This window comes from Desulfosediminicola sp., assembly GCF_048381775.1.
Classification (GTDB): Bacteria; Desulfobacterota; Desulfobulbia; order Desulfobulbales; family Desulfocapsaceae; genus Desulfopila; species Desulfopila ganghwensis.
This window is the reverse complement of the sequence record NZ_JBLXGE010000015.1, coordinates 67,156-88,146: the sequence shown is the minus strand read 5'-3', so window position 1 is coordinate 88,146 and position 20,991 is coordinate 67,156. Positions and strand designations below refer to the sequence as shown.

The window sequence follows — 20,991 nt, the reverse complement described above, 5'->3', positions numbered from 1 at the left end:
GGTAGTCATTTTTTAAAAAGTGTACCCCTGAACAAGTAGCGCGCTACCTGGAGATTTTTAGCTTAGAGCAAAGCTGTATTATCACTTTTTTCTGGCTATTTTGTTCCCTGCTTGACATACCTTTCTATACAAAGTATCTTGCTCTCTTTTGGGCTGACCGGGCTGCGCTGTTCCCGCAACAAGCAGGAACCAACTACTACCATGCCAACCCGGACTATCGGTTTTAATGAATTTATACGGTTACGATCACCTCGTTTTTCGCTGGCTCTGTGCCAGACTACCTACGGGGTTTAATTGTGATAAAGTTTATACAATAACGGCTGACTATGTTTGAAAACCTGACAGACCGGCTGGAAGGAGTTTTCAAGAAACTCCGTGGCCACGGCATACTGACTGAAGAAAATATCAAAGAGGCAATGCGTGAAGTGCGCATTGCCCTGCTCGATGCTGATGTCAACTTCAAGGTCGCCAAGGAATTCGTTGCCAAGGTAACGGAACAGGCGATTGGCCGTGAAGTATCCAAGAGTCTCTCTCCAGGTCAGCAGGTTATCAAGATCGTCCATGAAGAGTTGGTTGCTCTTCTTGGCGGCGAAGCAGAACAGATCAGACTTGATGGCCGTCAACCAGTAATCATCATGATGGCTGGTCTGCAGGGTTCCGGTAAGACCACTACCTCCGGTAAGTTGGCCCGGATGCTTAAGGGCAAAGGCCGAAAACCTTATCTGGTTCCTGCTGATATTTACCGCCCGGCAGCAATCGAGCAGCTGCAAGTACTTGGAGGTCGCCTCGACGTCCCGGTACATCCTTCCACCACCGCAATGAATCCGGTGGACATCGCCCGTGAAGCGGTCGATGCTGCGAATAAGGAAGGATATGATACACTGATCATTGATACCGCAGGCCGCCTGCATATCGATGAGAACCTCATGGGTGAACTGCAGGAGATCGAGAAAGCTGTACAGCCTTCAGAGATTCTGTTTGTTGCCGACTCCATGACCGGTCAGGACGCGGTTACTGTCGCTGATAAGTTTAATGAGACCCTGGAAATTTCCGGTGTTGTTCTCACCAAGATGGAAGGTGACGCCCGTGGTGGTGCCGCTCTCTCCATCAAGAATGTTACCGGCAAGCCGATTAAGTTCGTCGGCGTCGGTGAGGCACTCGATGCGCTTGAGGTCTTCCACCCTGATCGTGTCGCTTCCAGAATTCTCGGCATGGGCGATGTTCTTACCCTCATTGAGAAGGCCGAAGCGGTAGTCGATAAAAAACAGGCCGACAAGCTCGCACAAAAGCTGAAAAAGAGCCAGTTTACCCTTGAAGATTTTCTCGACCAGATTCAGCAGATCAAGAAAATGGGCTCTCTTGACCAGATTCTCGGCATGGTACCGGGCATCAACAAGCTTAAGCAGATGAAAGACGCTCCCAAACCAGACGAGCGTGAACTTGGCAAGACCGAAGCGATTATTCGCTCCATGACCCGTAAAGAGCGGAAAAATCACAAGATCATCAACTCCAGCCGTCGCCAGAGAATTGCAGCTGGCTCCGGAACCAGCGTGGCAGATGTAAATCGTGTCTTGAAAAGTTATTCAACAATGCTGAAAATGATGAAGAAAATGAGTGGAAAGCCGGGAGCTATCACCGGCCAGAAACGCAGAAAGTTACCAAAAGGTCTTCGTAGAAGATAATTTTATACCGGATAAACAGTATAATATCCGGTTTACGCAGGGTCGAAACAGACCCATATAACCACATCGGAGGATTAACCCGGAATGGCAGTTCGTATTCGTTTAACCAGACTTGGCAGAAAGAAAAAACCTTTCTATCGTATTGTTGTTGCCGACAGCGAGAGTCCGCGTGACGGTAAATTCCTGGATATCGTTGGCACCTACGACCCACTTCAGGATCCTGCTTCAATCGTTATCAACAACGACAAACTTCAGGATTGGATGGGTAGAGGCGCTATGCCGACAACCACAGTTGAAAGCCTGATCAAGAAAGCAGCGGCCACCGAATAAGCGGTATGGAAGAGCTTATTGCCTTTATCGCCAGATCGCTGGTAGATCAACCGGATGAAGTCCGAGTTACTGTGAGCGAAGATGATGACAGCATCACAGTCGAGTTGACAGTTGGTCCGGAAGATCTGGGCAAGGTTATCGGCAAGCAGGGAAGGACCGCCAGAGCTATGCGCTCAATTCTTGCTGCCGCAGCCGCTAAAGAAAACAAACGGTCAAGGCTTGAGATAGTCGAGTAACCGACTTCAGGAACTATGCAGCATCATTTCTCATTCCCTGAAGATAGGTTCTTACTTATCGGCACTGTGATTAAAGCACAGGGGCTAAAGGGTGAGGTTTGTATTCACTCGTTCTCAGGCCAACCGGAAAACCTCAACACGTATCACACGCTTTTCCTGGTAGACAAGGGTGGCAAAATTTCACCCCAATTGTCCATCAAGCGCTTCAGGGCACAAAAGGGAAAGGCGATAGTCCTGTTTGACCGTGTTCGTGACAGATCCCATGCTGAGCAACTTGTCGGTATGGGAGTACTTCTTGCCAGGGAAGATCTACCGGAACTGGCAGAAGACGAATTTTACTGGCACCAGCTTATCGGCCTCGCAGTCTCCACAGTAGCAGGAGAAGCGGTCGGAACACTGATGCATGTGTTCTCCAATGGTGCTCAGGATGTCATGGTAATACAGGATGGTGATCAGGAGCATCTCGTTCCGCTGAGTGATGGTGTCGTTATCAGCCATGACGATGAGCAACTGATTATTGACCCGCCACAAGGATTGCTTGAAATCAATAGTGGTGAAGATGAAGGGGCCGGTCATCCCAAATGATTTTTGACATACTGACGATTTTTCCCGAGTTACTGAATTCTCCTTTTGAAGAGGGAATTATCCGCAGGGCCCGGCAGGACAACAAAATCGAGATTCATACCAGAAATATTCGAGATTTTGCCCTGGACAAACATTCCATGACCGATGATCGGCCTTTCGGGGGCGGTGAAGGTATGGTGATGAAACCGGAGCCTCTGGCTGCTGCAGTCGAGTCAGCCAAAGCGGCACACGGCAACGGGAAAGTCATCCTCATGAGCCCGCAGGGAAAAGCCTTTAACCAGGCTACTGCGGAAAGGCTGTCCCGGGAAGAACACCTCATCCTGGTATGCGGCCGTTACGAAGGTGTCGATGAGCGCTTTCGTGCAGCCTATGTGGATGAGGAAATATCCATTGGCGACTTTATCCTCACAGGAGGAGAACTTGCCGCCATGGTTATCGTCGACGCAGTCACCAGGCTGTTGCCCGGTGTGCTGGGCTGTTCGGATTCGGCGGACAAAGATACTTTCAGCAGAAACTTGCTGAAGCATCCGCAATATACCCGTCCCCGGGTTTGGAACGACATGGAAGTGCCTGCAGAGTTACTCTCCGGCAACCATGAGGAAATTGAAAAATTACGATTTATCGACTCAGTCAAGCGAACACTGGAGCGACGCCCTGAAATGCTCAAAGGCGAACTCTTCAGTAAGAGCGAGAAGAGAACTCTACAGCAATATAAGCTGTATGATAGAGTAAAACAGATACAGGCAGATCTTGCCGGCAGTGAGCGAACCGCATCATGACAGCAGTAAATATAGCCCTCGTTCACCACCCGGTGGTTAATAAAAATGGAGATGTTATCGGCTCAGCCGTGACAAATCTTGATCTGCATGATATAGCAAGGGCTGCGAAAACTTTTGGCGTGGATAACTATTATGTTACCACCCCATACGAGGATCAGCAGCAGCTCGTGCAGGAAATAGTCGGTCACTGGCAATCCGGCTATGGAGCAGAATATAACCCGGCCAGAAAGCAGGCGTTATCAATAGTGCAACTCGCCCCAACATTGGATGAGGCGATAGAAGAGTTGACCAAAAGGTATTCAGAGCGCCCGCTCATTATCACGACCAGCGCCAGAGTTCATCACAACACCGTGAGCTATGATGCACTTCGTGAGAGAATAACTTCCGGCAGTCCGGTGCTTCTAATTTTCGGCACCGCCCATGGACTCAGTCAGGAAGTAATGGAAGCAGCTGATGCCGTGTTACCGCCAATTCAGGGTGGCACGGAATACAATCACCTTTCGGTTCGCTCGGCAGTTGCCATCATACTTGATCGATTGCTCGGCACTTAAGGGATAGATAACAGAGACATTTGAAAGGGAATTCATTCCTATACTTCAACCTATACAAGACGTTATGAGCACAATCATCGAAAGAATCAATGCAGAGCAGATGCGCCAGGATCATCCGGATTTTCGCCCAGGTGACTCCGTAAAAGTACATATCCGTATTATTGAGGGTACCAAAGAGCGTGTCCAGATTTTTCAGGGCGTGGTTATCAAGCGAAAGCGCGCAACTATGGGCGCTACCTACACTGTTCGTAAAATTTCCCACGGTGTCGGTGTTGAGAAGACCTTCTCCATGCACAACCCTCGTATCGAGAAAATAGAGGTAGTCACCCGCGGTCGCGTTCGTCGTTCCCGCCTTTACTACCTGCGTAACCTTCGCGGTAAAGCTGCTCGTATCCGCGAACGCGGCATTACACGCTAATCCTCTTTTCAGTAAGAGCGATTATTACCCGGGCCGCTGCTTTGCAGCAGTCCGGGATTTTGTGTTTGAGCACTATTCAAAATTACTACCCTCCTTCCATTTCCAATGGACCGTTCCCTTTTCGATACTTTGCCCGATACAAGCGGAGCAGCAAACTTTTCTATAGAGAGAATTCTTTATAGCCAAGGGCTTATGGCAGTCGCAGGTTGCGACGAAGTTGGCCGTGGCCCGCTGGCAGGCCCTGTGGTTGCCGCAAGTGTCATCTTGCCTCAAGATTGTAATCCAGCCATTTTTCTCGATTCCAAAAAGATCAGTCATAAGCGCCGTACTGAACTCTTTGCGCTGCTTCACGAGCTCAATGCAGTAATCGGTGTAGGCATCGTGGATGAAAAAAAGATCGACCAGATAAACATCCTGCAGGCTTCACTGCTGGCGATGAAAATCGCGGTTGAAGAACTTGCCACCAAAGGCACGGCCCCGGATTACCTCCTGGTGGACGGCAAATTCGAAATTCCGCACCCCGTCTCCCAGCAAGCGTTGATAAAAGGTGAAAGCAAAAGCGCCTCTATCGCCGCCGCCTCTATTATCGCCAAAATTACCCGGGACCGGATAATGGATGACTTCCATAAAAAGTACCCGGTATACCAATTTCACAAACATAAAGGTTATCCGACCAAGGCCCACCGGGAGGCTATTGCCGAACACGGCCCCTGCCCTATACACCGCAGGTCATTTAAAGGGGTTAAAAAGTGAGGCAGACCGGCAAACTTTTATCTTTTTTCTCGGGGACATCCCTGGGTGACGAAGGCGAAAAGATTGCCTGCCAGCACCTGAAAAAGAGTGGCTACTCAATTATTCTTCGTAATTTTCGCTGCCGATCCGGAGAAGTGGATATAATCGCCCGCCACAAGGGAGTACTGGTTTTTATAGAGGTAAAAACCCGTAGATCCGAATCATTCGGCTCCCCTGCCGCAGCCGTCACTCTACGTAAACAACGGCAGATAGCCAAAGCAGCACTTGAGTACCTGGCCCGTGAAAATCTGTTTGATACAGAAGCCCGCTTCGATGTTGTGTCAATCCTGGTTTCTGCCACTGGCGAACCACAGATTGAGATCATCACGAGCGCCTTCGAGCTCGGCTGAAAATTGATGAGCCATCTGATAATCAGACTATTTTTCACACAACTGATACTTTGACTAATTCCTTTTAGACGTTACACTGAAATTATGACGATGATTGGTATAACCATGGGGTGCCCGGCCGGAATCGGCCCCGAAATCCTGTTGCGTTATTTTACAGAACATAAAGTACCTGCAGGCATCAGACCTGTAGTACTTGGCGATAGAGCAATTCTCAATAAATGTGCAGCTGACCTTGGACTGAATGCAAAGATAGTCTCCTGGCAACCCGGGGATCAACCTGCCACCAATAGTATCCCCGTATTCAACCTCTCGGATATACCGGAGGAAGAGCATAGCTGGGGAAACCCGACGCTGACCACTGCCCGGGCGATGGCGGGTTATATTGAAAAGGCTGTTGAACTCACCTTGAGCGGAGTGCTTGACGGCATCACCACCTGCCCGATCTCTAAGAGTGCTCTGCATGCGGCCGGGTTCAAGTATCCCGGTCACACCGAGATGCTCGTCGATATGACCGGCGCCGATGACTACACCATGATGATGGCCGGCAAAACATTAAAGGTTACCCTGGCCACCATCCACTGTTCTCTTGCATCTGTACCGGAATTGTTATCCGAAGAAGGAATTTACAGGCTCATCCACATCACCCATAGAGGGCTTGGGATCGACTTCGGACTGAATAGACCTCGAATCGCAGTAGCCGGGCTGAATCCGCACAGCAGTGAAGAAGGTCTGTTTGGAAATGAGGAAGAGAGAGTAATCATTCCCGCAATAGAGAGAGCTCGTAGAGACGGCATCGATGTCGATGGCCCTTTTCCTCCTGATACTGTCTTTTTCAAGGCGGCCTCGGGTCAGTTTGACGGAGTCGTCTGCATGTATCACGATCAGGGTTTGATTCCATTCAAACTTCTGCATTTTGAAGACGGAGTCAACGTGACGCTTGGACTGCCCATTGTTCGCACCTCGGTCGACCATGGCACCGCCTACGACATTGCCGGCAAGGGAGTTGCGGCAGCAACCAGCCTCGCTGCAGCGATACAAATGGCAGGAGACATCAGTAATAACCGTAAACAGCACTATCAATCCCAGAAAATTACATGAAACACGAACTTCCAGGTCGACTTATAGTATTTGAAGGCATTGACGGAACTGGCAAGACAACCCAGATTCCGCTGCTGGCTGATTATCTCACCAACCTGGGTCATAAGGTCCAGGTGACCCGTGAGCCGACTACAGGGCAATACGGACAAAAAATACGTGAACTGTACGTTCAAAGAACCTCAGTCAGCCGCGAAGAGGAGTTACAGCTCTTTATTGCTGACCGCAGAGAACATATAGAGCAACTGGTTATGCCGGCTCTCGAAAAAGGTGAGATAGTTCTCTGCGACCGATATTACCTCTCCACAGCCGCCTATCAGGGAGCCAACGGTTTTGACCCGATGGAGATCATCAAGCTGAATCAGTTTGCCCCGGAACCTGATATAGCCCTGATCTTCGAAGTCTCTGTCGATACCAGCCTTGAGCGGATAACCAACGGTCGGGGAGAACAATTAAACGATTTTGAGCAGGAAGAATCCCTGACCAGAGTCAGTCGGATTTTCAGCGATCTCGATCTGCCTTTTATACGACGCATTAATGCCGAGAAGCCCATTGAAGAGGTACACAGATCCGTTGTTGAAGCCGTAAAACCAGTACTATTCTGAAAAGATTATGCAGTACGCACTTAGATGACCTGAATCCCAGGCAGAGAGGATATGAAAAGATACCTGCGCCTCCTCACAATATGTTTTCTGCTTCCGGTCCTTACCGGATGTGCCACAGGTACGCGAGCTGCACCGACCAGTGGTAACGCGGAGGAGTTGCGTGCCGATCGCTCCTGCGCATATTTCTACTTTCTTTGGGGGAGTCACGCCGAATATGCTTCCAGATTCGATGAAGCTTTCGAGGCCTATCAGAAGGCGCTCATCTGTGATCCCCAGGCGATTCATATAGAAAAAAAGATCCCGGTCCTGTACTACCGCCTTGGCATGATGGACAAAGCCGCCGAGACCCTTGAGCTGGTAATCGCGCGAGACCCGGGCGACATTTCCCAGCATCTGCTTCTGGCACACATCAGGATTCAGTTGAATCAGCGCCAGGAGGCGATCAGGATTTACCGTAGCGTCCTGAAACAGGACCCCGAGAATGAAGGTGTCCAGTTGAGACTGGGAATTCTGCTCGTCCAGCAGGATGACTACCATCAAGCTGAGGATATTTTTCAAGACCTCGTCAAGAAAAATCCCGAATTGCAATTCGCCCAGATATATCTCGCACGGCTCCTGCACCTGGAAAACAAGTATGAGGCTGCAGCAAAAGTCTACGAAAAAGCGCTGCAATTAAGCTGGTCCCCGGAACTCAGCTACGAGCTAATCGATTTTTACGAATCCCAGGAACTTTATGGTGATGTCCTCAGGCTATACGACACTATAATAGCCAATGACAACAACGATGAGCGGGCAATTCTCGGCAAGATTCAAACCCTGCTCAGCATGCAAAAAGATAGTGAGGCGCTCTCCGAATTGCGCACATATCGCGAGGAAGCTGTTGGCACTGAACGGCTTGACATGGCCATCGCCAAGATCCTTCTCAGGCTCGATCAGGTTGAAGAGGCTGTTGGGTTGCTTGAGTTGTTGCGTCGGGGGGAACTGAGCTCTGAAGCCAATTACCTGCTGGGCCTGGTTTATTATCAGGATAAACACCAACAGGAGGCCCTTCGCTATCTACAGGGAGTAACGCCGGGAACAGATCAATACCCCGATGCAGTGTATCTCCAGGTCCGTATTTATCGTGATCTGGGCATGCAGGGCAAGGCAGTCGATCTTCTCCATGCTTCTACGGGTAACCCTGCCGCCCAGCACCCGCTGTTTTACGCCTTGCTCTCCTCGATTTATCAGGAACAGGAGAGAATCGAAGAAGCAATGGCCAGCATTACCGCCGGTACTGCAATCTTTCCGGATAGTGAGCAACTTCACTTTGAACATGCCCTGCTCCTTGAGAGAAGCGGCCTGCAGAGCAAAGCGGTTGCCGTTATGCAGCGAGTGCTTGAATTGAGCCCTGATCACCCGGAAGCTTTGAACTATATTGGCTACACCTGGGCCGACCAGAATATAAATCTGGATGAGGCTCTTGAATACATTTTACGTGCAGTTCAACTCAAGCCCGACAACGGCTTTATCAGGGACAGCCTTGGCTGGGTTCACTTCCGGCGAGGTGAGTACCATCGCGCCCTTCAGGAACTCCAGACTGCCATCCAGCTTGAACCAGCTGATCCGAATATCTACGATCATTTAGGTGACGTCTATCGCGCCCTCAACCAGCCCGACAAGGCGAAGAAAGCATATAGCAAGGGCCTGGAAATGTTTGACAATGATGGCGATAGAGCTATGCTACAGAAAAAGCTGAACGAACTCAGCTCCCAATAATTCCTTTACCTCAATCCAAAACGTCAAATGCTTGTTAACTTCCGTTCTGCGCCCACCTGCCCCAGCCGATTCATGCCGGTTATTTTAGTGCTGCTGCTTGTTGTTCTCTCCGGTTGTGCACCGAAGCCCTGGCATGACACCCTTTCGGATGACGGCCGCAAGGCCATGCTGGATGTTATGGATGAAATAGTTGCGGCACAGCAGGATAGACCCAGATGCTTTGATGCCGATGTAAAAGTATTCCTGACCAGCTGGATGAAAAACACAGCCGCCAGCGGCTACACCCAGATAATGGCACCCGATACGATCAAATTCGTCACTTCCAACCCTTTTGGCCAGCCGGTTCTAGCATTTGTCGGTAACCAGGAAAATTTTCAATATGTTAACGTTCTTAGCCGAACCTACCTGGACGGCGACATCAATGAATTCGCCAGCATCTACGAGATACCGCTTGAAAACTTTTCAGGGCCCTGGGGTGACTGGATCAGTGCCAGAATCCCTGTAAACACCAGGGATATAAATGAAATGCGTGCTGACAACTCCGAACAGGGGATCTGGGTGAGGTATGGGGCTCAATCCGGTGTAAACAGCCAGACCGGCAGAGGTGAGTTCCTGCTGATAGATCCTGAGCAAAAGATGCTGGTGGCCAGGACCATTACCGATGAGAAAGGAAAGATCATAGCTCGCATCGACTATTCCAATAGAAGCACTCCGCCACTGCGCCAGCCACAAAGCATTAAGGTGACCCGACTTGCCTATGGCGCCGAGCTTGAGGTTCAACTCTCCAACCTGATGGAAATGGAGAGCTGTGAAAATCAGGATTTTTTCATCAAACGACCAGCGGGCTACAACTATCAGCACCTGACGAGAGCACAGTACTGAGAACCACGCGGTTCAACATTATCTGCGAGGAAGGAAAGCTTGCCGCTCATGATGAACTGCGCTTTGACTGTTTGTTTCTTCACTCACTCGATGTCAGATCACTGACAATAAGGACGAAAAGTTTATCCTCCTTAAAAAATACCTGCTGCAGATCATAGTCCTTGCCTGGATGAAGATTGAGGACTACTCTCGCCATATCCTGTTCCTGGCTTGTTACGTCGATGGTATCCACAAACTTACCTTTAGCCTCAATGCGCGAGGCGATACTTTTGGCGATTATTGTGTTCTCAAAATCACAAATTACCCGCGGCCGGCCTTTCTCCTGTGCCGAAATGACCGGCGGGGAGAATTTATTAAGCTTGAAAAGAACCATCTCACCATTTCGTACCTGGAGATCGTCAAAAGCTACATCCTGCAATATGGATTTCTTTTTTGATTTCTTTTTCTTGTCTGCCTGCTGCAAACCACTTTTTGCTGCAGTTTTTTGCACAGCCCCTGCCGGCTCTTTGGCCTGAGCAGTAACACCAGCTTTTTTAGCAACCCCGGTTTTTACTTTAGAGGGTAAGGCATTAAACACCGGCACCTTAGCTGGCGCGGCGGGTGGAGAATCAGCAATCAGCACCGTTTCGGTAGCAGCTTTCACATCTTTCGACTTGAAGGTGAACCGCAGGGTATTATTGTGATGGATGGATCTATTTTGCCAATCAATTTGCCGGTTCGGCAACAGGTCGATAACCACACGTGTCTTCGGCTCGGGAATGTTATGAAAGCCGACGCGAATTCTTTGCACAAGGTTCGGGTCGGTCGGCTCTATCTGGGTTGGACCTCCATAACCGGTGTTAAAAAAATCAATTACCAGGCGAGGCTTTTCACCTGGAATCATAAAAACTTTTGGCGTAGTATCGCCGCGTAACCAAAACTCTACAACCTCGCCGTTCCCACTCTCGAGGTTATGGGAAATTGCGTTAATCATAACTTTGCCAGGTTTGGCAGAACCGGTGAATGGCAGCACAAGCAGAACAATTGTTAGAAGCGGTAAAAACAGGCGACCGGATACAAAGCGAGTTTGAAAACTCATGGGAGATAACCTTCTGTATCGAAATGATATAATGATTTCTTTAAGTTGAGAATTTTTCTGTGCTTTTTGAATACCGCATCACCGCTTGAAAAGTCAATCAAATTTCAGTAAATGAATGGCACGGAAACGACACAGCCCCAGTCAGGCTGGTTACCTCCAAATCACACGAGAATAACAGCACGAGACAACACATGACAGAAAGCAACTATTTTGCCCAGGTACTCAAACCAGGACGTTACCTGGGAAGTGAATATAACGCCGTTCAGAAAGAGTGGCAGCAGGCTGAGGTCCGCTGCGCGGTCGTCTTCCCTGACCTTTATGAGATAGGTATGTCTCATCAAGGGCTCCAGATTCTTTACCATATCTTCAATGCTCAGGACAAATTCCTGGCAGAGCGCTGCTACAGCCCGGATAAGGATGTCGAGAAACTCCTGAGAAATCGTAACTTGCCCCTTACCTCGCTTGAGTCCGGCACTCCACTCGGGAATTTTGACCTGCTGGCTATAACTCTGCCATATGAGCTTTGCTACACAAATATTCTGACAGTTCTTGATCTTGCCGGTATTCCCATTTACGCCAAGGATCGTCAGGAAACCTATCCCATTGTACTGGGCGGTGGTGCCTGTGCCATGAACCCGGAACCTGTAGCCGATTACTTCGATGCAGTACTACTCGGAGATGGTGAAGAAGCTATCACCGAAATTGGCCTGCTTATCCAGAGTGCCAAGGCAGACGGTCTGTCCAAAAAAGATGTGCTTGCCCAACTCGCCAAAATCGAGGGCGTCTATGTACCCTCGTTTTTCAGCCCTGAATACGATGAAAACGGCAAGGTCCGTCAAATAGTCGCCCATACAGGGCAGAATGAAGTCAGCCGACGTGTGCTCTCTGATCTTGGCGCTGTCGATCATCTTCTGCATCCCATCGTGCCCAATGCCAAAATTGTTCATGACAGGCTCGGTGTTGAAATTGCCCGCGGTTGCACCCGTGGTTGCCGCTTTTGTCAGGCTGGCGTCACTTATCGGCCGGTGCGGGAACGAACACCAGAGCAAATCATGGCTTTGGCGGAAAAAGGCATCGCCAACTCAGGTTTTGAAGAGATGGCCCTGCTCTCGCTCTCTACCGGTGACTACTCCTGCCTGGGTGAGGTCCTGCCGAAACTGATGGACAGGTTCGCTGATGAGTATGTCTCGGTGGCCATGCCTTCCATGCGAGTCGGCACCCTGACTCCCGAAATCATGGACCAGATCAAGAGAGTCCGTAAAACCGGCTTCACCCTTGCTCCGGAAGCCGGCAGTGAACGTCTTCGCAGGGTCATCAACAAGGGCATCACCGAAGAAGATTTGCTCGAAGCCTCCCGTATGGCTTTTGGTTTGGGGTGGAAAGTTATGAAGTTTTACTTCATGATCGGTCTGCCCACTGAAAGTCAGGAAGATATCGACGCTATCATTGAGCTGGTTAAAAAATCCGGATACGAAATCAGCAAAGTGGCTAAAGGTCGAAAGCAGATCAACGTCAGCATCGGTACCTTTGTGCCTAAACCACACACCCCTTTTCAGTGGAACAGACAGCTCACCATCGAGGAGAGCCGTGACCGCATAACTTACCTGCGACAGAATCTGCCCCGTAAAGGCTGCAAAATGAAATGGCACAGCCCTGAGCAGAGCTTTCTTGAGGGGATTTTCTCCCGCGGTGACAGACGGCTTTCGGCCCTCATCCACGCTGCCTGGCAGGCAGGGGCACGGCTTGACGGTTGGTCGGACCACTTCAATCTCGAACGCTGGCGAAAAGCCGCAGACGAGATCGGACTCGATCTTGATTTCTACCTCCGTGAACGTGAGTTCGATGAAGTTCTGCCCTGGAGCCATCTGCAGACCGGTATTGATCTGCAGTTCTTAAAGGATGAGTGGAACAACGCCCGGGAGGAAATATACACTCCGGACTGCCGCTACCACGGTTGTCAGCAGTGTGGCCTGTGCGATTTCGACCTGGTCCAGCCTATCGTTCACAGCGAGGTTGAGCCTGGCAGCCAAAAGACAGATGGAACTTTTATACCCGGCGAGCATCAGGACAAGCGCAACAACGCTGCCCACGATGAACAGCATTTCAAGTACATCGTGCACTACAGCCGCATCGGCAATATCTGCTTTCTCGGTCACCTGGAACTTTTGCAGCTTATCTTCAGAGGACTGAGACGTGCCGAGATCGAAACCAACTTCTCCAAAGGCTACAACCCATCACCAAAAATTTCATTCGGCCCAGCCCTGCCTGTTGGTACGCAGAGTAACGCGGAGTATTTCCTGATGGATCTGCCCAAGCCACTCGCTTCACCCCAGGATGCCGCTGCTCTTCTCAGCAGTAAGCTCCCCCCGGGGCTTGAGGTAAATTCCATAACCCTGCACTCCGGCAAGCTGCCTCAGGTAGTCGAGGTAAATTATTCGATTGAGTTCCCGAAACCGCTGTCCGAATCACAAGTCGCTTTGCTGGAATCTTTTCTGGCATCAGATGAACTGGTTATCTCCCGTGAGCGCAAAGGCAAGAAGCGACAGTTCAATATCAGGCCACTGATCACCAGCCTGGTGACAGAAACTGATAATCTGCTCACCATGCAGGTGATCAGTAAGGCTGGTTCACCCGGAATTAAACCGGCTGACGCCTTGCAACATATCCTCGGCCTTGACCAGGAGACCACCCTCGAACTGGCCATTACCAAGAACAGTTGGCAGGGACTCGACGAAGAGTAACTGAAATTGCCCCTATTGAAGTACTCTGGGTAGAGTGGCTTCTCAGCGCCCATTCATAGGCAAGAGTCAGCTTTAATTTTTTGTAATTGATTCATTACGGCCATTAAAGCTGACTCATCCTCATTGCCTGACTGGATTACAGATGGAGAAATAAAGTATACTTTCAGGCGAGAAAGTGCCAATATAGTGAAGTGGTACAAGGCAATTTCAGATATTTCCGACAGGCTGCAACTCCCTTTTGATCCACAGAAAAACAGTGAACCCCAAACCAATCTTTTCTATTTTTCAGGAGACGACTTGATTGATATGGCCTCATACTATAGATTCTTTTAGGGAGAACGAGACAATTACGCTTACCCGGAGGAGCAAATTGCCAAATCGCCGGCCTGGCTCCCGAGGATCTGATTCATCTATTGCCGCGTCCTGTTTTCCCTCAAAAACAGTGAACAGGAAGCAAACATTGCCGTACCTTATGCTGTCAAAACATTCGTTGTTCCCTGTTGCCATCCTGGCCCTGTTTTTTCAACTGCTGCTCTCTTCCAGCTGCCTGAGCGCTTCTCACCTCCTTCTTCAGGACCGCATCCAAAACGGCGGTTATATCATTCAGAAAGATGGGCAGATAATTGAAAGCCTGCATGAGGAGGAACTCTTTATTCCGGCTTCGACCATTAAATTGCTCACCGGTTACACCGTCCTGAAAACTCTCGGCGAAGACTATCGCTTTCGAACCAGGTTCTATGTAGACAAAAACAATGTGCTGTACGTCAAGGGTGGTGGGGATCCGGTATTGACCTCTGAGGTGCTGCTTGATGCGGTCAGAACCATGAAACAGCATGGGCTTACCAAGATCTCCGAATATGTTCTCGATGACAGTGCGTTCCAGCTGGAATCGGTTACCACACCCGGCTCTGAAAATTCCAGCAGATCATATGATGTCGCAAACGGAGCACTGGCAGTCAACTTTAACTCCATAGCCATTCGCAAGCATGCAAACGGTCAGGTAACTTCCGGTGAACCGCAGACACCAATGACCCATATGGCACGGGAAATTGGCCGTCAACTTCCATCCGGTCTGCACCGGGTCAACCCGGCAGCGTTTGATCTTCAAGGCAATCTCCCCAGCCATCTTCGTTACAGCGGCGAACTGCTCCATGAACTCTTCAAAAAAGAAGGGGTCGAATCAACCCTGCAACTCAGGACCGGTACAGTTCCGTCGACTGCCAGGTTAATCCACACCCAGTATTCATCGCAGACGGTCCGAGAAGTTGTTCAATCCTGCTTACGTTTTTCCAATAACTTCATAGCAAACCAACTCATCCTTGTGGCCTCAGCCAAAAGCTACGGTTACCCGGCCAGCTGGGAAAAAACTCGAAATCTCCTCGAAAATACGGCCTCCGGTGAATTACAGATTCCCCGGGAACAAATCCGCATCATGGAAGGATCGGGATTATCGCGGCAAACTCTTGCAACCCCTTCGGCCTTACTCAAAGTCCTTGAGGCATTTGAACCCTATCGCGATCTCTTGCCCATCAAATTTGATGCTCAGGTAAAGTCCGGCACCATGGACTCCATCTACTGCTACGCAGGCTATATCGAAAGCCAGCACGGCCCGGTCCTGTTTGCCCTTTTACTGAACCAGACCAGGAATACCAGAGACCAGTTGTTGAGATCGCTGGTTCGGAAAATTGATTTAAAGCTGATCCAAACCCAGCAGCACAAGACAATCTACGTGAAATAGCATGCGCATTCTCCACCTGATCAGCCAACGACCCGATTCCACAGGCAGCGGAATTTATGTGCAGGAGATGTTGCGTGCTGCGGTTGATGAGGGCCACGACAATCACCTGCTGGCCGGAATACAAAGTGAGCAGATGCCGGAGATTGACCTTCTCCCCTCCAGCCAGTGCACCTATGTCGAGTTTAACTCCAGTGCCCTCCCGTTCAATATCGTCGGGATGAGCGACGTAATGCCCTACGCCAGTAAACGTTTCCGAGATTTGAACAGTGATGAGATCAGACACTATGAGCAGGCTTTTGGTAACGCACTTTGCCAGGTAATTGATCGTTTCGCCCCGGATATAATCCACAGCCACCATCTCTGGCTTGTCACCTCGCTGGCGGCCAGAATGTTTCCACACATCCCACTCGTCACCACCTGCCACGGAACCGACCTCAGGCAGCTGCGCAACTGTCCGCATCTGCGCCCAAGAGTGATGAGTGGCTGCAGAAACATTGATCATATCCTTGCCTTGAGTCCGGCCCAAAGAGAAGAAATCCAGCGGGAGTATCGGTTCGATACAAAAAAAATCTCCGTTGCCGGAGGTGGATTTAATAAAAACCTGTTTTTTCAGGAAAATAAACCAGCCCTGTCTGCTGTTCGTCTTCTTTATGCCGGAAAGCTCAGTAAAGCCAAAGGCGTTCCCTGGCTCCTCAAAGCGCTTGCCTCCCTTGAGCAGGACAACATTCATCTCGATCTCATCGGCAGCGGCAGCGGTACTGATTTTGAGGAATGTGTCAAACTTGCCGAACAGCTGGGCGACAAGGTTACACTGCACGGACAACTGTCCCAGTCCCAACTTGCAGCATTGATGAGAAAGGCACACATAATGGTGCTGCCATCTTTTTTTGAAGGACTCCCCCTGATCATGCTTGAAGCAATCGTCTCAGGTTGTCGTGTTATCGCCACAGATTTGCCGGGAACAAATTATATAGCTTCTATTCTCGAGTCAGATCATATAACTCTGGTACCACTTCCCACCGACCCAGGACATGACTGCGTTTCGCCCGAAAAAGAATCAGACTTTGTCGCTGATCTTGCCAGAGCTCTCACAGAATCGATAACCCAAACGAGAAAAGAACCGGAAGTACAGCTCCACCCCCTGGCCTCAAAAATTGATCACTTCAGCTGGAAAGCTGTTTATGAGAGGACCCACCAGGCTTACAGCCTGTTGTTATAAACCACTTTTTCATATTCTCATCAAAACACTATCCATGTAGGATTAATGTGGGTTAGTATGTTGTAATAACACAATATTCCAACTCATGATGCAGCATGCGGGGATAGCAAAGCTATTTTCTTGCTTTTTACCTTTATGCAGATATAATCAGTGTAATTTCAATTTTTTACATGACAATAATAAGAGATGAGTAAATTTCAGTTTGTCTGCCAGGAAGACCTTGAAAAGCTCGTCAGCCAAGGCAGAACAAAACTTGACGGTGTCTGGGTATCAATAGAGGAACTCAATGCCTCCTACCATCTTACCCCTGCCGTCAAAATACTCTCCTGCGAAAGTGATCCCAACGACCCATTGCAGCTGAACAACAAATACATCCCTCTTTCTACCCTCTCCAAGGCTGGCGCCGACATTTATATCAACTCCATAACCCTTCAGCATCATTCATACCTCGTTGACCAAGGCTACATTTGTATGAAAGACCGCAGTGATATTCCCGGACAACATATCATCTGAAAAGCTCCATTCGCGCACGGTGAAACCATCTGGTTTCGAGAAGTTAACCAAATTTCATCTTGCCTTTTTCCGCCTGTTTCAATACGCTTTTTGCAGGATAGTCCGATAATTCGACATCGTTTTTGCTACAATTCAGATAACCAGCAGCTAATTCACTCCGGCATTTTAACGACCGATTACCCGGTGCGGAGCGCAAAATGGATCGATATAGCTATTTACCGACTTTGAGTGGAGTATTTCTGCTTGTTGCCCTTATGATGCTAACAGGCTGCAGCGGCCCTGGCGGAAATGCCGAAAATGGGGCGAGATGGTATAGGATGTACAATTGCCACGCGTGTCACGGTGAAAACGGCGATGACGGTAAGGCTGCTCAGATAGTCGGGCTTAGAATGGGTTTTGGATCATTTCTCAGAATACTTCGAAAACCCAATACAGCCAGCATGCCGCCATTTCCAGAAGAGAAAGTTTCCAAGAAGGATGCTGCAGATATTTATACCTGGCTGAAAAATTTGGACCGGGGTTGATCCGGACCAAAGAAACTGTTGCCCGCCGCCGTACACGTTCAAGGCGACTCTTACAATAAAACCTTACCTCTCACTCCAAGGAGGCTCCCATGATAGCAGGACTCTATCAATTTCTGGAAACAATGGGTTTTAGTCACCCACTCCACCCCATCGTAGTGCACCTACCAATGGGATTGGTTATCGGAGCAGTGATCTTTTCATTGACCGGTTTTGTATTTAAAAATCAACAGCTTGACAAAACTGCCTTTCATTGCGTAGTGCTGGCCCTGATTTTCATGGTGCCGACACTTATAACCGGTGCTCTGGACTGGGCAGGATATCAACTAGGCAGCTGGAAAGAACCAATTATTATCATTAAAATTATTCTGGCCTTGCTGCTTACCGGGCTATTGGTAACTGCGGTTATGGCAAAACTCAAGGGAGCCAGCTCCACCCGGATGTTGGTCATCTATCTGCTCTGTATGGCCTGTGCCGGCGGGCTTGGCTTTTTGGGGGGAGAACTGGTCTACGGATAAAATCTCCGGCTAAATACAATCGCGGATAAATACAAAGCGCCACTGAATACCCGAAAAGAGGTATTTGGCTGGCGCTTTTTTTCGCAACAGGCACGTGCTGCAATTCCCAATTGCTCATCAATATTCCGGTTGAATACTCGAAATATTCTCAGTCACAACCAAATTGACACAGTGTCCATGAAAAATGCAGGCTATCACTTTTTACGTAATTGCAACACTCCGATAACGATTAACAACGCAGGCCACCACTTTTTCAAAATTAATCGTAAATCCCCTAAATGAATCAAATCCAGATTGGAAAGCAGCAACAATGCGCCAACAATAATCAGGAGAATCGGACCAATACTTGCTCTCATATCTTCCTCGATAAATCACTTTTCTATTCACTGAACTCAACCGTTGGTGGCCAGATATACCCCGGCACCAGCCATCACACTTCCCGCCGTTCGGTTGAGTCTCTTCATTGAACGTTCAGAACGAAACATTTTTCGGGCAGAACCAGCAAATACTGCAACCAGCATCAAACCCAGCATCAATGCAACGATGGTGAGTCCGGCTGCAACGATTATATCTGCCATCGAAAGAACTGTGAGATCCATGAACGATGGTAAAAATGCAATATAAAACAGAATAACCTTGGGGTTTGAGGCAGAGATCAGAAAACCCTGGATAAATCCTCCCCAATGCCCCTTGGGATTTTCACGCTCCTTCGCGAACTCCATCTTCACTTCAGTGGTCCACATTTTCCAGCCCAGGTAGAACAGATAAATGGCACCGGCAAAACGGATTATGGTAAAGACAGTTCCGTAATTTTCAGCAATTGTCGCCAAGCCCAGACAGGCCAGAAACAGATAGACCACATCGCTGATGGCCATCCCGAAACAAAGAGTGACGCACGAGGAGGAACCCGACACCAGAGCCCGGGCAATAATAGCGAATGTCCCAGGTCCCGGGGTGATTGCGAAAATAAATATAGCAATGACAAAGGTGATTGCACTCTCCAGCCCCATGACGTATGACTCCCTTACAGCACAGAACTCAGTTACCTGTGCTCAATGCGAAATGCCGGATTGCGACCGGCTTGAGGTTTGATCACTCCAACTACAGAGGAATTGACCGATTATTGATGATTTTGCCCCCGCGAGTATACCGGCAACGACTCCCGCGGTCTCTGCAACAAGGCAAAGCATTGAATATTCCCTGTGGAACACTATACTTATTCCTATTGCTGGAGGCTGTCAACGGTTCTGACCGCTGAGAATTTAATTTTCATGTTCCGTACAACCCAGTATAGTTGTTTCTTGCCACAGCCGTTCACCATTGACGGTCAACCGTTTACATTCGTTCACTCTTTATGAAAATTCTCCACACCTCCGACTGGCACATCGGCCGCACCCTGTATGGCCGAAAACGATACCATGAGTTCTCGGCTTTCTTCAAATGGCTCACCAACCAGATCGCCGACCAGCAAATCGAGGCGCTTATTGTTGCAGGTGACATTTTCGACACCGGAACGCCAAGCAATCGAGCGCAACAACTTTACTATCATTTCCTCCACTCGCTTGCCTCTACTGGGTGTCGCCACATAGTTATAGTTGGTGGAAACCATGATTCCCCCTCCCTTCTCGACGCCCCGAAAGAGCTCTTAAAGACCTTTCAGGTTCATGTCGTAGGCAGCGCACCAGAAAAAATCGAAGACGAGGTGTTGCTCCTGAAAGACAGTAATGGTGACACAGAGCTGATCGTCTGCGCTGTTCCCTATCTCCGCGACCGGGATGTCCGTAGCGCAGCAGCGGGTGAAGACCATCAGGCCAAGAATAATAATCTTATCGAAGGCATTGCCGGCCACTACCAGGCGGTCTGCGAACATGCCATTTCAATCCAGGCGGATTGTTCACACGCTCCTCCGCCAATCGTTGCCACCGGTCACCTTTTTGCCGCAGGCGGAACCAAGGTGGAAGGAGATGGGGTTCGGGATTTATACGTCGGCTCCCTGGTTCATGTTGACGGCACCATTTTCCCTGAGGCAATCGATTATCTTGCACTGGGCCACCTGCACAGTTCCCAGAGAGTTGGCGGCAACACCAGATTCCGTTACAGCGGCGCACCGCTTGCCATGGGGTTTCACGAAGCAGAAAAAGATAAAGTAGTGCTTGTTATAGACTTGGCCGCATCCGAACCACATATCACCGAAATTGCAGTCCCTCGTTGGCAAAAGCTTAAAAGTATTACCGGTAATGCCCAGTCTATTCCGGAGCAACTCGACCAACTGGCAACACTTGGAGAATCTGTCTGGGTAGAAATCCTCTACGATGGCGACGAAGTTATAGCCAGCCTGCAGCAGATCGTTGCCGAGGGTATTGCCGACAGCGCAATCGAAGTCTTGCGTATAGTCAACAACAGATTGAAAGAGCGGGTACTGGAACGACAGTCACCACAGGAAACATTGGAGGAGATGAGCGAGGAAGATGTCTTTTGCCGGTGTCTTCAGGCCCAGGAGATTCCAGAGAAGCAGTCTGAGCTACTGCTCGATCTCTTTCGCCAGACCGTGCAGGAACTCAACGATGAAGACTCCCAAGCACAGTAACCTGCTGTAATAA

The 20,991-nt window shown here is 49.4% G+C and carries 23 protein-coding genes; 20 read left to right on the top strand and 3 right to left on the bottom strand.

Annotation, left to right across the window (positions count from 1 at the left end; translation table 11 throughout):
• Positions 1-326 precede the first annotated feature (326 nt).
• The 13 genes from ffh to ACN5NT_RS20615 all read left to right on the top strand — a co-directional run bounded on the left by ffh (position 327) and on the right by ACN5NT_RS20615 (position 10,063).
• Positions 327-1,682, top strand: coding sequence for a signal recognition particle protein (gene ffh / locus ACN5NT_RS20675; protein WP_419176738.1), 1,356 nt, complete (start codon positions 327-329; stop codon positions 1,680-1,682).
• An 84-nt stretch (positions 1,683-1,766) separates the two neighbouring features.
• The gene (gene rpsP, locus ACN5NT_RS20670; protein WP_136797979.1) at positions 1,767-2,012 is read left to right on the top strand and encodes a 30S ribosomal protein S16; all 246 of its coding nucleotides are present in this window, start codon (positions 1,767-1,769) and stop codon (positions 2,010-2,012) included.
• Between the two features lie 5 nt (positions 2,013-2,017).
• Positions 2,018-2,248: a KH domain-containing protein gene (locus tag ACN5NT_RS20665; RefSeq protein ID WP_136797978.1), complete on the top strand. Its 231-nt coding sequence runs from the start codon at positions 2,018-2,020 to the stop codon at positions 2,246-2,248.
• A 15-nt stretch (positions 2,249-2,263) separates the two neighbouring features.
• Positions 2,264-2,833 (top strand): ribosome maturation factor RimM, encoded by a 570-nt coding sequence (gene rimM / locus ACN5NT_RS20660; RefSeq protein ID WP_136797977.1) that lies wholly within the window; start codon positions 2,264-2,266, stop codon positions 2,831-2,833.
• Positions 2,830-3,612 carry a tRNA (guanosine(37)-N1)-methyltransferase TrmD gene (trmD, locus tag ACN5NT_RS20655; RefSeq protein ID WP_136797976.1) on the top strand — a complete coding sequence of 261 codons (783 nt, stop codon included), beginning with the start codon at positions 2,830-2,832 and terminating at the stop codon, positions 3,610-3,612. The genes rimM and trmD overlap by 4 nt, the downstream gene beginning before the upstream one ends.
• A complete protein-coding gene (locus tag ACN5NT_RS20650) occupies positions 3,609-4,163 on the top strand; it encodes an RNA methyltransferase (RefSeq protein WP_136797975.1) in 555 nt (184 codons plus the stop codon). Before trmD ends, ACN5NT_RS20650 begins: the two co-directional genes overlap by 4 nt.
• 64 nt (positions 4,164-4,227) lie before the next feature.
• Positions 4,228-4,581: a 50S ribosomal protein L19 gene (gene rplS, locus ACN5NT_RS20645; protein WP_136797974.1), complete on the top strand. Its 354-nt coding sequence runs from the start codon at positions 4,228-4,230 to the stop codon at positions 4,579-4,581.
• Between the two features lie 105 nt (positions 4,582-4,686).
• Positions 4,687-5,334, top strand: coding sequence for a ribonuclease HII (locus ACN5NT_RS20640; RefSeq protein WP_419176737.1), 648 nt, complete (start codon positions 4,687-4,689; stop codon positions 5,332-5,334).
• A complete protein-coding gene (locus ACN5NT_RS20635; RefSeq protein WP_419176736.1) occupies positions 5,331-5,723 on the top strand; it encodes a YraN family protein in 393 nt (130 codons plus the stop codon). Before ACN5NT_RS20640 ends, ACN5NT_RS20635 begins: the two co-directional genes overlap by 4 nt.
• Positions 5,724-5,807: 84 nt before the next feature.
• Complete coding sequence (gene pdxA, locus ACN5NT_RS20630) at positions 5,808-6,821, top strand: 4-hydroxythreonine-4-phosphate dehydrogenase PdxA (protein WP_419176735.1); 1,014 nt, start codon at positions 5,808-5,810, stop codon at positions 6,819-6,821.
• Entirely contained in the window at positions 6,818-7,423 is a 606-nt protein-coding gene (gene tmk, locus ACN5NT_RS20625) for a dTMP kinase (RefSeq protein WP_419176734.1), read from the top strand. The genes pdxA and tmk overlap by 4 nt, the downstream gene beginning before the upstream one ends.
• A gap of 51 nt (positions 7,424-7,474) precedes the next feature.
• The gene (locus ACN5NT_RS20620; protein ID WP_136797970.1) at positions 7,475-9,181 is read left to right on the top strand and encodes a tetratricopeptide repeat protein; all 1,707 of its coding nucleotides are present in this window, start codon (positions 7,475-7,477) and stop codon (positions 9,179-9,181) included.
• A gap of 72 nt (positions 9,182-9,253) precedes the next feature.
• Positions 9,254-10,063, top strand: coding sequence for a hypothetical protein (locus ACN5NT_RS20615; RefSeq protein ID WP_419176733.1), 810 nt, complete (start codon positions 9,254-9,256; stop codon positions 10,061-10,063).
• A gap of 79 nt (positions 10,064-10,142) precedes the next feature.
• Here ACN5NT_RS20615 and ACN5NT_RS20610 read toward each other — a convergent pair whose 3' ends face one another.
• On the bottom strand, positions 10,143-11,141 hold the full coding sequence (locus tag ACN5NT_RS20610; protein ID WP_419176732.1) for an AMIN domain-containing protein: 999 nt from the start codon (positions 11,139-11,141) through the stop codon (positions 10,143-10,145).
• 191 nt (positions 11,142-11,332) lie between these two features.
• Between ACN5NT_RS20610 and ACN5NT_RS20605 the strand changes: the two genes are divergently transcribed.
• The 6 genes from ACN5NT_RS20605 to ACN5NT_RS20580 all read left to right on the top strand — a co-directional run bounded on the left by ACN5NT_RS20605 (position 11,333) and on the right by ACN5NT_RS20580 (position 18,391).
• On the top strand, positions 11,333-13,882 hold the full coding sequence (locus ACN5NT_RS20605) for a TIGR03960 family B12-binding radical SAM protein (protein WP_419176731.1): 2,550 nt from the start codon (positions 11,333-11,335) through the stop codon (positions 13,880-13,882).
• 460 nt (positions 13,883-14,342) lie between these two features.
• On the top strand, positions 14,343-15,620 hold the full coding sequence (locus ACN5NT_RS20600) for a D-alanyl-D-alanine carboxypeptidase/D-alanyl-D-alanine-endopeptidase (protein ID WP_419176730.1): 1,278 nt from the start codon (positions 14,343-14,345) through the stop codon (positions 15,618-15,620).
• A gap of 1 nt (position 15,621) precedes the next feature.
• Complete coding sequence (locus ACN5NT_RS20595) at positions 15,622-16,839, top strand: glycosyltransferase family 4 protein (RefSeq protein ID WP_419176729.1); 1,218 nt, start codon at positions 15,622-15,624, stop codon at positions 16,837-16,839.
• A 186-nt stretch (positions 16,840-17,025) separates the two neighbouring features.
• Complete coding sequence (locus ACN5NT_RS20590; RefSeq protein WP_136797964.1) at positions 17,026-17,352, top strand: hypothetical protein; 327 nt, start codon at positions 17,026-17,028, stop codon at positions 17,350-17,352.
• A 197-nt stretch (positions 17,353-17,549) separates the two neighbouring features.
• Entirely contained in the window at positions 17,550-17,876 is a 327-nt protein-coding gene (locus ACN5NT_RS20585) for a c-type cytochrome (RefSeq protein WP_419176728.1), read from the top strand.
• Positions 17,877-17,965: 89 nt separating this feature from the next.
• The gene (locus ACN5NT_RS20580) at positions 17,966-18,391 is read left to right on the top strand and encodes a DUF2231 domain-containing protein (RefSeq protein WP_136797962.1); all 426 of its coding nucleotides are present in this window, start codon (positions 17,966-17,968) and stop codon (positions 18,389-18,391) included.
• Between the two features lie 194 nt (positions 18,392-18,585).
• Here the strand turns inward: ACN5NT_RS20580 and ACN5NT_RS20575 are convergent, their stop codons facing one another.
• Both ACN5NT_RS20575 and ACN5NT_RS20570 read right to left on the bottom strand, forming a co-directional pair.
• Positions 18,586-18,747 (bottom strand): LiaI-LiaF-like domain-containing protein, encoded by a 162-nt coding sequence (locus tag ACN5NT_RS20575; protein WP_167495798.1) that lies wholly within the window; start codon positions 18,745-18,747, stop codon positions 18,586-18,588.
• A gap of 36 nt (positions 18,748-18,783) precedes the next feature.
• Positions 18,784-19,401 (bottom strand): LysE family translocator, encoded by a 618-nt coding sequence (locus ACN5NT_RS20570; protein WP_419176727.1) that lies wholly within the window; start codon positions 19,399-19,401, stop codon positions 18,784-18,786.
• Positions 19,402-19,745: 344 nt separating this feature from the next.
• Here ACN5NT_RS20570 and ACN5NT_RS20565 point away from each other — a divergent pair, with 344 nt between their 5' ends.
• A complete protein-coding gene (locus tag ACN5NT_RS20565; RefSeq protein WP_419176726.1) occupies positions 19,746-20,978 on the top strand; it encodes an exonuclease SbcCD subunit D C-terminal domain-containing protein in 1,233 nt (410 codons plus the stop codon).
• Positions 20,979-20,991: the final 13 nt, after the last annotated feature.